The sequence below is a fragment of the Cupriavidus sp. H18C1 genome, from assembly GCF_049311595.1.
Classification (GTDB): Bacteria; Pseudomonadota; Gammaproteobacteria; order Burkholderiales; family Burkholderiaceae; genus Cupriavidus; species Cupriavidus cauae.
In genome coordinates this window covers 2,871,208-2,883,466 of sequence record NZ_CP186008.1, presented here as the reverse complement: position 1 = coordinate 2,883,466, position 12,259 = coordinate 2,871,208, and the positions used below count along the sequence as shown (strand labels likewise).

Here is a 12,259-nt window from a genome sequence, read left to right as displayed (position 1 = left end):
TCAGGGGGGATCGGTGAGCCCCGTGGCCTCGGACAGCCATGCCGCGCCTGCCGCCGCTTCTGCTCAACATTTAAGCAGATCCGCGTTCGTCCTTTGGAATCAAGGACTTGGCAAGGCTGTCCGCCCGCTTTCCACAATCGATCCACAGCACTGTCCCTGCCGGGTGTGGACATGTCGAGCAAGTGGACGGCGCCCGCCTTCGCGGCTTGCCCCGCGGGGGACCGCGCGTTAGAGTGGCGCCTGTTTTTTTACGCCGGCCTGCCGCAGTCCTTCCCTTCGCGCCGGCGACTCGGGGTGTCCTTGTGTTTTCCATCATTGAAGCGGCCGGTTGGCCGATCTGGCCGTTGCTGCTCGCCTCGGTCATCGCGCTGGCCTTGATCGTCGAACGTTCGTTGAGCCTGAAGCGCAGCAAGGTGCTGCCGGCGAAGCTGTACGACCAGGCGCTGACGGTGGCGCGGCAACGGCGCGCGACGCCGGACGTGGTCGACTCGCTCGAACGCGATTCGCCGCTGGGCCGGGTGCTGGCCGCCGGGCTGCGGCACGTGATCGCCCAGCCCGACACCTCGCGCGATGCGGCCAAGGACGCCGTCGAGGAAGCGGGCCGCGCGGTGGCGCATGAACTGGAGCGCTATCTGAACGCGCTGGGCACGATCGCCTCGGTCGCCCCGCTGATGGGGCTGCTCGGCACCGTGATCGGCATGATCGAAATCTTCGGCAGCCAGGGCGGCACCGGCGCCAATCCCGAACAACTGGCGCACGGCATCTCGGTGGCGCTGTACAACACCGCCTTCGGCCTGATGGTCGCGATCCCGGCGCTGATCTTCTGGCGCTATTTCCGCCGGCGCGTCGACGACTATGTGGCCGAGCTGGAATCGCGCGCGGCCACCTTCCTCGACGCGATCCTGCCGCAGCGGCGTGCCTGAGACGGATAGCGGCCATGCGATTCCGTACCCGTGCCAGGCGCGACGAGCCCGAGATCAACCTGATCCCGCTGATCGACGTGCTGCTGGTGATCCTGATCTTCCTGATGATCACGACCACCTATTCGCGCTACACCGAGCTGCGCATCCAGCTGCCGACCGCCGAGGCCGACACCGCGCAGCAGCGCCCGCGCGAGATCGTGGTGTCGGTGTCGGCCAGCGGCGAATACGCGATCGACAAGGAGCGCGTCGGCGCGCGCGATGTCGCCGGGCTCGCCGAGCGGCTGCGCGCGCTGGCCGGCTCGGCGGCGGCGCAGGCGCCGGTGCTGATCGTCAGCGCCGACGCCCAGGCCAGCCACCAGTCGGTGGTCAACGTGATGGAAGCCGCGCGGGTCGCCGGGCTGTCGCGGCTGACGTTCGCGACGCAGAGCGGCGGGACGCGGTAGGCGTCTCGCCCTGCAACGAAGCGCGGCGGGAAGCACGACCATCCCGACCCGATACACTCTGGCGAAAACCGTTCTCCCTGGTACCCGATGCCCGCTGCCCGCCATCTCCTGTCCGACTTCGTTACCCGCCAGTGGCAACGCCGCGGCTGGTTCGCCTGGCTGATGCTGCCGTTCGCCGGCCTGTTCGGCGCGATCAGCGCCTTGCGGCGGCTGGCGTACCGGCGCGGCTGGTTCCAGTCGACGCGGTTGCCGATGCCGGTAGTGGTGGTCGGCAACGTGACGGTCGGCGGCACCGGCAAGACGCCGGCGGTGATCGCGCTGGCCGATGCGCTGTGCGAGGCCGGGCTGCGTCCCGGCGTGGTCTCGCGCGGCTATGGCGTCAAGCTGGAACGGCCCCGCCGCGTCAAGGCGACCTCGAAGGCGGAGGACGTCGGCGACGAACCGCTGCTGATCGCGCGCTCGACCGACGTGCCGGTCTGGGTCTATCCCGATCGCGTGGCCTGCGCGCAGGCGATGCTGGTCTCGCATCCGGGCATCAACGTGCTGCTGCTCGACGACGGCCTGCAGCACTATCGCCTGCAGCGCGACTTCGAGATCGTGATGTTCGACGGCCGCATGGGCGGCAATGGCTGGCTGCTGCCGGCGGGGCCGCTGCGCGAGCCGCTGTCGCGCCGCCGCGATGCCACGCTGATCAACGATCCGTATTTCCGCGCGACGCCGGACCGGCCCGAGGTCTACGGCATGCGCCTCGAGCTCGAGCAGGCCTGGCAGCTCGCCGATCCGACCATGGTGCGTCCGCTGTCGACCTTCGCGGGACGGCGCGTGCTGGCCGCGGCCGGCATCGGCAACCCCGAGCGCTTCTTCGCCAGCCTGCGCGGCGCGGGCCTGCAGCCGGAGACGCTGCCGCTGCCGGACCACTACGATTTCGCCGAGGACCCGTTCGTCGACCATCCGGCCGCGCAGGCCGCCGAGGCCATCCTGATCACGGAGAAGGATGCCGTAAAATGCGACCGGCTTCGCGAGCCGCTCGACCCGCGTATCTGGGTCGTCCCCACCAGGCCCGTGATCGATCCGGGTCTGATCGATCGAATTCGCCGCACGGTCATCGCGCGCTGCCAGGCAGCGCCGACCGCGGCCACCGGCGCCGCTGCCGCGGCCAGCCACACCAAGGAACACCAAGATGGACAACCGGCTGCTTGAAATCCTGGTTTGCCCGCTGTGCAAGGGCAAGCTCGAATACGACCGCGCGGCGCAGGAACTGATCTGCCATGCCGACAAGCTGGCCTATCCGATCCGCGACGGCATTCCCGTGATGCTGGCCGACGAAGCCCGCCAATCGGTGCCCGGCCGCGCCATCGATCCGACCTGAGGCCTGGGTTCGATGTCGCTCGCCGAATTGTCCGTGGATTTCACCGTCGTCATTCCCGCGCGGCTCGCGTCGACGCGCCTGCCGAACAAGCCGCTGGCCGACATCGGCGGCAAGCCGATGATCGTGCGGGTCGCCGAGCGCGCCCACGCCTCGGCGGCCCGCCGCACCGTGGTCGCGACCGACGCCGACACGGTGCGCGCGGCCTGCGCCGAGCACGGCATCGAAGCCGTCATGACGCGCGCCGACCATGCCACCGGCACCGACCGGCTGGCCGAGGTGGCCACCCTGCTGTCGCTGGACGACGATGCGATCGTGGTCAACGTGCAGGGCGACGAACCGCTGATCGCGCCGGCGCTGATCGACGCGGTGGCCCGGCATCTGGCCGCGCATCCCGAATGCGCGATCGCCACCGCCGCGCATCCGCTGCACGAGATCGGCGAGGTCTTCAATCCGAACGTGGTCAAGGTGGTGTGCGACAGCGCCGGCCGCGCGCTGTACTTCTCGCGCGCGCCGATCCCCTGGGCGCGCGACGCGTGGTCCGGCGTGCCGTCGGCCCCGGCCGCGAGCGCGCAGGTGCCGCTGCCCGACATGCCGGTGCTGCGCCATATCGGCCTGTACGCCTATCGCGCCGGCTTCCTGCGCCGCTTCCCGACGCTGGCCGCCGCGCCGCTGGAGCAGACCGAAGCGCTCGAACAGCTGCGCGCGATGTGGCATGGCGAACGCATCGCGGTGCTGGTCACCGAGGCCGCGCCGGCGCCCGGCGTGGATACCCCCGGCCGATTTGGAACGCGTGCGTGCGCTGTGGTCCGAGGCCGCGGCGCAGCCCGGCCGCTGAGCGCAAACCGGCGCAACCCCGCACCGGGCGGGCCATTCGCCCGCTCCGGTTTTACACACCGTTGACCGCCGCGGCGGGCCGAATTCCGGCTCCCTCGTGGCATAATGATCGCCAATAAAGAGCCGCTGTCGCCGTCAATACGGGCGACGACGCAAGCTCGGTGGGGAGATGAAGAATGAGCCGTCCGGCTTGCGCCCATGCCAACCGCATGCGGACCGCGCCGGTCACCAGCCATGGCGGCGCCTGCGTGCCTGACCATCGCGCGGTAAGCCACACGTCAAGTTTCGGCGTTACCCTCCTTCCATTCCCCCGCAATACCGGATTCAAAACTCTGAGGACCCGTAAATGCGTTTGATCCTGTTGGGCGCGCCCGGCGCCGGCAAAGGCACGCAAGCCAAGTTCATCTGCGAGAAGTTCGGCATCCCGCAGATCTCCACAGGCGACATGCTGCGCGCCGCGGTCAAGGCCGGCACCCCGCTGGGCATCGAGGCCAAGAAGGTGATGGACGCGGGCGGTCTGGTTTCCGACGACATCATCATCGGCCTGGTCAAGGACCGCCTGAAGCAGGACGATTGCCGCAACGGCTATCTGTTCGACGGCTTTCCGCGCACGATCCCGCAAGCCGAGGCAATGAAGGAAGCCGGCGTGCCGATCGACTACGTGCTGGAGATCGATGTGCCGTTCGACGCCATCATCGAACGCATGAGCGGCCGCCGCGTGCATGCCGCCTCGGGCCGCACCTATCATCTGAAGTACAACCCGCCGAAGACGGCCGGCGTCGACGACGAGACCGGCGAGCCGCTGATCCAGCGCGACGACGACAAGGAAGAGACCGTGCGCAAGCGTCTCGATGTCTACGCGCAGCAGACCCGTCCGCTGGTCGACTACTACTCGGACTGGGCGGCCAAGGGCGCGCCGGGCGCGAGCGTCGCGCCGCCGCAGTATCGCAAGATCAGCGGCGTCGGTTCGGTCGACGAGATCACCGCACGGGTGTTCGAGGCGCTGAAGTAAGTCGCCGAAGTTCGGGCGATTGGGAAGAAGAAAAGGCGGCCACTGGCCGCCTTTTCTTTGCCCCCGTTTCTTTGCCCCCGTTTCTTTGCCCCGGCTTCCTTTCCCCCGCTTTCCTTGCCCCGGGTTCTTTGCCCCGGCTTCTTCGCCTGGTTTCTTCGCCCTTGGGGCGGCTAGCCCCCATGGGCCTGGCTCCCATGCGCCGGGGACGGCGGCGCGTCGGCCGCCTCCACGCGATGGAAGGTTCCCTCGCGCCAGGCCGCCTGCACGCCTTCGCCGTGCAGGTAAAGGAAGATCGTTCGATAGGTCAGCTCGAAGCCGGCGTGCTTGAGCAGCGTGGTGGACAGCTTCGGCATGCCGAGCGCCTGCAGCAGCGCCGAGGTTTCGAGCCGCGATGCCTTGCCGGCGGTCTTGCCGGCCGCATCGTCGATCAGCAGCCGCCGCGCCAGCACCGCCGCCTGCCAATGGCGATTGCCGGACAGCGCCGGAAAATTGCGCCGCAAGGACTCCAGCTGCGCGAGGCTGCATTGCGACAGCGTGTCCGCACACAGGCCGCGCGCCGCGCCGCGCCGCACCGCGTCCGCCAGCCGTTCGCGCTCGCGCGTATCGGCGCGGCCGCGCATCAGACGCATGCCGATCCTGAGCAACGTGAACAGGAACCAGGCGCCGCCGAGCACCCCGCCGACCGCCACCAGCGCAGCACCGACCGGGGTCGCGAGCACCGCCGTGCCCAGTATCGACACGATCGCCATGCCGGCGCCTGACAACAGCACGGTGCCGACGCCATAAGCGATACGTCCGATGGCCCAGCGCGCCAGCTCGCCGGCACGCTGGCGCCAGCGGCGCTGCCCATCGGCGAACCAGCGCAGCGCCTCTCGAGCCGGAGGACTGCAGCCGTTTGCCCCGGGCCGGATCGGCCGACAAGCGGTGCAGATTGTCGTCGACTGCCTGGCCGACTTCGCGCAGCGCCCCGCTGCACCGCCTGGCCTCCGCCAGTTCGCCGAGGCCGCAACCGACATGGGCCAGACCGATCGCCGCGCCGAGGCCGAAGGACATCGCGTCACCGGGAATCAGGCCGATATCCAGCGGCGCGTCCCAGGCGCTGTCCGCCAGCGGACTTGCTTCGTAGCCGACGCGAAGTCCTTGCAGGCCGCTGTCGCGGACGCAGGCGACGGCGCTGCCGCGCAGCCGCCGCGCCGCGCCACGGTCGGCGCGCGCGACGGCGTCGTGCTCGAGAAGGTCGGCGCCATGTTGCCGCAGGATGGCGTCGCGTTCCCCGTCGATGACGGCGAGCTCGCGGTCGATCACGCTCATGGCGGCCTTGCCGAGCGCGGCCGCGTCGTGGTTGCCGGCGCTCAGGGCCCGGCGAAACGTGTCCGGCAGGTGCGCCGCGCCGTCCTGCCGCAGCCGATGCGCGGCGAGGGCCGGCGCCGGTGTGCCATCGTGCCGAGGCGGGGCCGCCAGGCAGGCGCGGATCCATTGGCGCGTCGCCTTCAGGGCGGCCTTGCGGCGCTCGGCCTCGGCGGGCAGCCGGGACTGCGCCAGCAGCGCAACCGCGCGCCGGTAGCCCGGCTCGGAGGCGCAGACGCGCCGCCAGCTCTTGACCTTGTCGGCCGCCGTTCCGACCAGGTCGACCACGCCCAGCACGGCATCGCCCGCTGGCAGCACCTGGCTGGCCTGGACCAGGTCGGGGGAAATCGCGTCCGAGGCCTCGAACAGCGGCTCCACCTCCTGCACCGCCGACGACATCAGCGAGACGCTCGTGGTGTCCAGGCGCAAGGGCTGCCGCCCCGCACGCAGCTCGCGCATGAACTGCCGCAAGAAGCCGGACTTTCCCGCCGGCTCGGTCGGATCGTGCTGGATTGCGGCGGCACCCGGCGTTGCCTGCGCCCATATGGACTGTCCGCCCACGGAATCCTCCGCCCGATCCCACCTTGGCGACGATGGACGGCTGCGGATCCAGGATGCATCGAACTCGCTCACGGCAAGACTCCCGAGGTGTGACGTGGGCGCACTCTAGCCAGATATGGCGGCGACCTCTCGTGCGAACGGTTGCGGGCTTACGATTCTCGTGACCGCTACCCGGGCGCGGGCCGGGCCTTTACAATACGGCAAGATAATTGACGTTTTACGTAAACGTCATGCTCAGCGTCATGCTCAGCGTCGTGCTCAGCGTCGTGCTCAGCGTCGTGCTCAGCGTCGTGCTCAGCGTCGTGCTCAGCGTCGTGCTCAGCGTCGTATTCGGCGTCGTATTCGGCGTCGTATTCGGCGTCGTATTCGGCGTCGTGTTCGGCGTCATATTTGCCGTCATGTTCTTCACCATCAGGCGCCGGCGCGGAACCGGCCGGTGCCCCCCAACCCCGAGGAGACAGTTCATGCAGATCCGAGACAACGTATTCATCGTGACCGGCGGCGCTTCCGGCCTGGGCGCGGGCACGGCCCGCATGCTCGCCGAACAGGGCGGCAAGGTCGTCATCGCCGACCTGAACGAGGGCGCCGGCAATGCGCTGGCGCAAGAGCTGGGCGGCCGCTTCGTCCGCTGCGACGTGACCTCGGAAACCGATGGCCAGGCCGTCGTCGACGCCGCGGTGGGCCTGGGGCGGCTGGCCGGGCTGATCAACTGCGCCGGCATCGCGACCGCCAACAAGACCGTCGGCAAGAACGGTCCGCATCCGCTGGACGCCTTCGAGAAGACGATCCGCATCAACCTGATCGGCACCTTCAACATGATCCGGCTGGCCGCCGCGGCGATGGTGCAGAACACGCCGGACGACGGCGGCGAACGCGGCATCATCGTCAACACCGCCTCGGTGGCCGCCTTCGACGGCCAGATCGGCCAGGCCGCCTATGCCGCCTCGAAGGGCGGCGTGGTGGGCATGACGCTGGCAGTGGCGCGCGACCTGTCGCGCGACGGCGTGCGCTGCATGACGATCGCGCCGGGCATCTTCGAGACGCCGATGCTGCTGGGCATGCCGCAGGAGGTGCAGGACGCGCTCGGCAAGATGGTGCCGTTCCCGCCGCGGCTGGGCCGTCCGGCGGAATACGCCCAGCTGGTGCAGGCGATCATCGGCAACACGATGCTCAACGGCGAGGTGATCCGGCTGGACGGCGCGATCCGGATGCAGCCGAAGTAAGCCGGCACTCTCCGCGGAACGGCGGCGAAGCGGCGCGGTGGCACTGCGCCACGGTCGGCACGGTCGGCACGGTCGGCACGGGCAGCACGGGCGGCACGGCGGCACGGCGGCACGGCGGCACGGCGGCACGGCGGCACGGCGGCACGGCGGCACGGCGGAGCGTAGGCCCTTCACCGCCGGCGAGGGAAGCGAACGCGACCCGATTGTGCTCTGAATGACACGGCGGCCGGTGGCAGTGACTACAATCGCTGTACCTCATAGGCCTCAAAAGGAGTGCAGCATGCCGCCACGTTCGCCGGTTCCGCCGTTCCTTTCCACCGCAGCCGCCGTCAAGGGATTGGCGCCGACGGCCATGCTGGCCGGCGCGCTGGCCGCGCTGCTGCTAGCCGGCTGCGCCGCCCCACAGGCTGGCAAGGAGGCCGGCACAGCGGCGGCGGCCATCCCCGCCGCCAGCGCCGGCCCCAGTGCCACCCCCAGCGCCACCCCGGGTGCCACCCCGGGCGCCACCCCGGGCGCCAGCGCCGCGGCCACCACCACCCTCCCCCCGGCCCCCCGAAGGCGCCTCCGGCTGGACCGACAAACCCGGCTGGACTGCGAGTTCCTTCATGGTGGCCGCCGCCAATCCGCTCGCCACCCAGGCCGGCTACGACATGCTCAAGGCCGGCGGCACCGCCATCGACGCGGCCATCGCCACGCAGATGGTGCTCAATCTGGTCGAGCCGAATTCCTCCGGCATCGGCGGCGGCGCCTTCCTGATGCACTTCAACGGCAAGCAGGTCCAGGCCTACGACGGCCGCGAGACCGCGCCCGCCGCCGCCACCGACCGCCTGTTCTACGGCCCCGACGGCAAGGTGATGCCGTTCCGCCAAGGCCTGGTCGGCGGCCGTTCGGTCGGCGCGCCGGGCGTGCTGCGCATGCTGGAGCTGGCGCATCGCCAGCACGGCAAGCTGCCCTGGCGGCGACTGTTCGAGCCGGCGATCCGGCTGGCCGAGCAAGGCTTCGCGATCAGCCCGCGGCTGGCGACGATCATCGCGCAGGACCAGGACCTGATGAAGGATCCGACCGCGCGCGCCTACTTCTACAACGCCGACGGCACGCCCAAGACCGCTGGCACCGTGCTGCGCAATCCCGAGCTGGCCGCGGTGCTGCGCAGCGTCGCCGCGCGCGGCGCCGATGCCTTCTACCGGGGCGACGTCGCCCGCGATATCGCCGCCAAGGTCCGTTCGCATCCGACCAATCCCGGCGTGCTGACCGAAAAGGACATCGCCGACTACCGGCCCAAGGTGCGGCAGCCGATCTGCACCGACTATCGCCAATGGACCGTCTGCGGCATGCCGCCGCCGTCGTCGGGCGGCATCGCGGTTGCGCAGATGCTGGGCATCCTGCAGGCGCTGCCGCCGGCGCGGCAGATCGGCGCGGCCAGGCCGCAGCGCAACGCCGTCGGGCTGGAGCCCTCGGTCGAGGGCGCGCACCTGTTCGCGGAGGCGGGCCGGCTGGCCTACGCCGATCGCAACCAGTACGTCGCCGATACCGACTTCGTGCCGCTGCCCGGCGGCGACTGGCGCAGCCTGGTCGATCCGCGCTATCTGGCCAGCCGCGCCGCGCAGATCGGCGAACGCAGCATGGGCAAGGCCGGTGCGGGCACGCCGGCCGGCGCGACGGTGGCGATGGGGCGCGACCGCGCGCCGGAGTTTCCGTCGACCTCGCATATCTCGGTGGTCGACCGCTACGGCAATGCGCTGTCGATGACCACCACGATCGAAGACCAGTTCGGCTCGCGCCAGATGGTGCGCGGCTTCCTGCTGAACAACCAGCTGACCGACTTCTCCTTCGTCGCGGAGGAGGACGGCAAGCCGGTGGCGAACCGCGTGCAGCCGGGCAAGCGCCCGCGCTCGTCGATGGCGCCGACGCTGGTGTTCGATCGCCAGACCCGCGAGCTGGTGATGACGGCCGGCTCGCCCGGCGGCTCGGCCATCATCAACTACGTGGCCAAGACGCTGGTCGGCACGCTCGACTGGGGCCTGAACGTGCAGCAGGCGATCTCGCTGCCGAATGTGGGATCGCGCAACGGCCCGACCGAGTTGGAGAAGGGGCGCGTGTCGGACGCCCTGGTGGAAGGCCTGAAGGCGCGCGGCCATGACGTGCGTGTGATGGACCAGACCTCGGGCCTGCAGGGCATCATGCGCGTGCGCGTCAACGGCAAGCCGATGTGGTTCGGCGGCGCGGACCCGCGGCGGGAAGGGGTGGCGATGGGGGGATTGAGCGGCGATGGGGGGAAACGGCACGGCGACCACCGCTGCCGTCCCCGCCCGTTTCACGCGCGGGACACGCCAGCAAAGCGGCGCCGCCGTCGGCATGAGCCGGCCACCGCCATCGCTGCAACGTTGCTGTCCCTCGCCCCTCATGGGCACAGGGTCATGGAGCGGGCAAGCTCCGCTCTCTCCCAAACCTCACGCCGCCGGAATCGGCATCGTCCTGACCATCTCCCACACCGCCGCGGCGGCCGGCGACAGCGAGCGGTCCTCGCGGCGGACCATCACGATGCGCCGCTCCTCCTGCGGCACCAGCGGGCGCCACACCAGATTGGAGGCGGCCGGCAGCGGCAGCGAGAACGACGGCAGCACCGACGCCCCGATGCCCGCCTGCACCATGCCGAACACGCTGGCCGAGTGGCCCAGCTCCTGCACCACGCGCGGCGTCACGCCGTGCATCGCGAACACGCGGTCGATCAGCGGGCGGCTGCCGGAGGCGAAATCCAGCAGCACCAGCGGCACGCCGTCGAGCGCGGACCACGACACCGTGTCGCGTCTTGCCAACGGATCGTCGTCGCGGCAGACGAAGCAGAACGGATCGGTGCCCAGCGGCACCGTCTCCAGCCCTTCGCTGGCCAGCGGGTCGATCAGCACACCGAAATCGACCGCGCCGGCGCGGATCTGCTCGAGCCCGTCGGCCTGCACGTTGTCCCGCACCGACAGCCGGACCTCCGGATATTGCCGCGCGCAGGCGGCCACATACAGCGGCATCAGCCGCGCCGAGATGGTCGGCGCGCTGGCGATCACCACCCGGCCGCGGTAGCGCTCGCCGAGCTGGCGCGTCTCCTCGAGCGTGTCGTCGAGCTGGCCCAGCAGCCGCTCGAGCGCCGGCACCAGCGCCTGGCCGGCATCGGTCAGCACCACCTCACGGGTGGTGCGGTCCAGCAGGCGCAGCCCCAGCGCCTCCTCCAACTCCGCCACGCCCCGGCTCACCGCCGGCTGCGTCAGCCCCACCGCGTCGGCCGCGCGGCTGAAACTGCCGTGCGACGCCACCGCCAGGAAGACCCGCAACTGCCGCAACGTGTAATTCATGCGTCAACCATATCAATGAATACGACAAATGAATTTGCATTCTAGACAGGACTATCGTCCAATACCAGCGTTAACCCTGATTCCACCGTTTTCTAGCTATTTCTTCTTCTTTTAAACCCTTCGTTCCGGCGCGCCGCTCCGGTGCGCTTCAGTCCACGCAGTCATGTCCTTCCTGCTGAATCCCTTTAAGAAACTCTACGATCTGATCGACGGCTTCGTGCTGATCATGCTGGCCGCGATCGCGCTGGCGCTGGCCGCTCCCGAGGTCGGCACCGGCGACGGTCCGCTGCACCTCGGGCTGGTGACCAGCCTCGGCGTCGCGCTGGTGTTCTTCCTGCACGGCGCCGCGCTTTCGCGCGACAAGCTGGTCGCCGGCGCCCGCCACTGGCGCCTGCATACCTTCGTGCAGGCCTTCACCTACGTGGTGTTCCCGCTGATCGGCGCGGTGCTGATGTTCGCGCTGCGCGACCAGCTGCCGGCCGACCTGCTGCTGGGCGTGTTCTTCCTGTGCGCGCTGCCGTCGACGGTCTCGTCGTCGGTGGCGATGACCTCGATGGCGCGCGGCAACGTGCCCGGCGCGATCTTCAACGCGACCATCTCCGGTCTGATCGGCATGGCGCTGACCCCGCTGCTGATGGGCCTGGTGATCAGCGCCAGCGGCGCCTCGATGCCGCTGGGCAAGGCGCTGACCGGCGTGGCGCTGCAGCTGCTGCTGCCGTTCGCGCTGGGCCAGCTGGCCCGTCCGGTGATCGGCGCCTGGCTGGGCCGGCACAAGCCCATCACCAGCAAGATCGACCGCGGCGTGATCGTGCTGATCGTCTACTCGTCGTTCTGCGATGCCACCGCCGAGGGCCTGTGGCACCAGTACAGCTGGCAGACCATTGCCGCCGTGATGGCGCTGGCCGCGGTGCTGCTGTTCGCGATCCTGGCCACCACCACCTTCGTCGCCCGCCGCCTCGGCTTCGCCGTCGAGGACGAGATCACCGCGGTGTTCTGCGGCTCGAAGAAGAGCCTGGCCAACGGCATCCCGATGGCCAAGATCCTGTTCGCCGGCCACCCGGCGCTGGGCCTGCTGGTGCTGCCGCTGATGGTCTATCACCAGCTGCAGCTGATCGTCTGCTCGGTGATGGCCTCGCGCTATGCCAACCGCGAGCAGATCGAAGGCGCGGTCGCGCGGGCCTGACCGGGACGTCGGCGCCGTCC

At 69.9% G+C, this 12,259-nt stretch carries 11 protein-coding genes and 2 pseudogenes; 10 read left to right on the top strand and 3 right to left on the bottom strand.

All coding sequences use genetic code 11. From position 1 onward, the window contains the following. The first annotated feature begins 302 nt into the window (after positions 1 to 302). The 6 genes and pseudogenes from OJJOAM_RS13410 (at position 303) to adk (ending at position 4,581) form a co-directional block, all read left to right on the top strand. On the top strand, positions 303 to 923 hold the full coding sequence (locus OJJOAM_RS13410) for a MotA/TolQ/ExbB proton channel family protein (protein WP_232205789.1): 621 nt from the start codon (positions 303 to 305) through the stop codon (positions 921 to 923). Between the two features lie 14 nt (positions 924 to 937). Next, the gene (locus tag OJJOAM_RS13405) at positions 938 to 1,366 is read left to right on the top strand and encodes an ExbD/TolR family protein (RefSeq protein ID WP_422648230.1); all 429 of its coding nucleotides are present in this window, start codon (positions 938 to 940) and stop codon (positions 1,364 to 1,366) included. Positions 1,367 to 1,453: 87 nt separating this feature from the next. Beyond that, positions 1,454 to 2,566, top strand: a complete 1,113-nt coding sequence (gene lpxK, locus OJJOAM_RS13400) for a tetraacyldisaccharide 4'-kinase (RefSeq protein ID WP_422648229.1) — start codon at positions 1,454 to 1,456, stop codon at positions 2,564 to 2,566. Further along, complete coding sequence (locus tag OJJOAM_RS13395) at positions 2,547 to 2,735, top strand: Trm112 family protein (RefSeq protein WP_006579104.1); 189 nt, start codon at positions 2,547 to 2,549, stop codon at positions 2,733 to 2,735. The genes lpxK and OJJOAM_RS13395 overlap by 20 nt, the downstream gene beginning before the upstream one ends. Before the next feature lie 12 nt (positions 2,736 to 2,747). Further along, positions 2,748 to 3,570 (top strand): annotated as a pseudogene (kdsB, locus tag OJJOAM_RS13390) (3-deoxy-manno-octulosonate cytidylyltransferase). Positions 3,571 to 3,915: 345 nt separating this feature from the next. Next, positions 3,916 to 4,581, top strand: coding sequence for an adenylate kinase (gene adk, locus OJJOAM_RS13385; RefSeq protein WP_149316859.1), 666 nt, complete (start codon positions 3,916 to 3,918; stop codon positions 4,579 to 4,581). 170 nt (positions 4,582 to 4,751) lie between these two features. Here adk and OJJOAM_RS13380 read toward each other — a convergent pair whose 3' ends face one another. After that, positions 4,752 to 5,351 carry a hypothetical protein gene (locus OJJOAM_RS13380; protein ID WP_422648228.1) on the bottom strand — a complete coding sequence of 200 codons (600 nt, stop codon included), beginning with the start codon at positions 5,349 to 5,351 and terminating at the stop codon, positions 4,752 to 4,754. A gap of 154 nt (positions 5,352 to 5,505) precedes the next feature. Between OJJOAM_RS13380 and OJJOAM_RS13375 the strand changes: the two genes are divergently transcribed. Continuing rightward, positions 5,506 to 6,582 carry a hypothetical protein gene (locus OJJOAM_RS13375; RefSeq protein ID WP_422648227.1) on the top strand — a complete coding sequence of 359 codons (1,077 nt, stop codon included), beginning with the start codon at positions 5,506 to 5,508 and terminating at the stop codon, positions 6,580 to 6,582. A 124-nt stretch (positions 6,583 to 6,706) separates the two neighbouring features. Here the strand turns inward: OJJOAM_RS13375 and OJJOAM_RS13370 are convergent, their stop codons facing one another. Next, the gene (locus OJJOAM_RS13370; RefSeq protein WP_422648226.1) at positions 6,707 to 6,889 is read right to left on the bottom strand and encodes a hypothetical protein; all 183 of its coding nucleotides are present in this window, start codon (positions 6,887 to 6,889) and stop codon (positions 6,707 to 6,709) included. A gap of 64 nt (positions 6,890 to 6,953) precedes the next feature. On the opposite strand from OJJOAM_RS13370, the gene OJJOAM_RS13365 reads away from it, so the two are divergent. Continuing rightward, positions 6,954 to 7,712, top strand: a complete 759-nt coding sequence (locus OJJOAM_RS13365) for a 3-hydroxyacyl-CoA dehydrogenase (RefSeq protein WP_422648225.1) — start codon at positions 6,954 to 6,956, stop codon at positions 7,710 to 7,712. A gap of 352 nt (positions 7,713 to 8,064) precedes the next feature. Next, a pseudogene (gene ggt, locus OJJOAM_RS13360) lies at positions 8,065 to 9,967 on the top strand (gamma-glutamyltransferase); the annotation flags it as partial. Positions 9,968 to 10,162: 195 nt separating this feature from the next. Here ggt and OJJOAM_RS13355 read toward each other — a convergent pair. Continuing rightward, complete coding sequence (locus tag OJJOAM_RS13355; protein ID WP_149316856.1) at positions 10,163 to 11,056, bottom strand: LysR family transcriptional regulator; 894 nt, start codon at positions 11,054 to 11,056, stop codon at positions 10,163 to 10,165. Positions 11,057 to 11,219: 163 nt separating this feature from the next. On the opposite strand from OJJOAM_RS13355, the gene OJJOAM_RS13350 reads away from it, so the two are divergent. Continuing rightward, on the top strand, positions 11,220 to 12,239 hold the full coding sequence (locus OJJOAM_RS13350) for a bile acid:sodium symporter family protein (RefSeq protein ID WP_422648224.1): 1,020 nt from the start codon (positions 11,220 to 11,222) through the stop codon (positions 12,237 to 12,239). Positions 12,240 to 12,259: the final 20 nt, after the last annotated feature.

What these genes read in the sequence shown, in the direction of transcription:
- OJJOAM_RS13405 (WP_422648230.1), top strand. Translation starts at nt 938, where the DNA reads ATGCGATTCCGTACCCGTGCCAGGCGCGACGAGCCCGAGATCAACCTG.
- lpxK (WP_422648229.1), top strand. Translation starts at nt 1,454, where the DNA reads ATGCCCGCTGCCCGCCATCTCCTGTCCGACTTCGTTACCCGCCAGTGG.
- OJJOAM_RS13395 (WP_006579104.1), top strand. Translation starts at nt 2,547, where the DNA reads ATGGACAACCGGCTGCTTGAAATCCTGGTTTGCCCGCTGTGCAAGGGC.
- adk (WP_149316859.1), top strand. Translation starts at nt 3,916, where the DNA reads ATGCGTTTGATCCTGTTGGGCGCGCCCGGCGCCGGCAAAGGCACGCAA.
- OJJOAM_RS13370 (WP_422648226.1), bottom strand. Translation starts at nt 6,889, where the DNA reads ATGACGGCAAATATGACGCCGAACACGACGCCGAATACGACGCCGAAT.
- OJJOAM_RS13365 (WP_422648225.1), top strand. Translation starts at nt 6,954, where the DNA reads ATGCAGATCCGAGACAACGTATTCATCGTGACCGGCGGCGCTTCCGGC.
- OJJOAM_RS13355 (WP_149316856.1), bottom strand. Translation starts at nt 11,056, where the DNA reads ATGAATTACACGTTGCGGCAGTTGCGGGTCTTCCTGGCGGTGGCGTCG.
- OJJOAM_RS13350 (WP_422648224.1), top strand. Translation starts at nt 11,220, where the DNA reads ATGTCCTTCCTGCTGAATCCCTTTAAGAAACTCTACGATCTGATCGAC.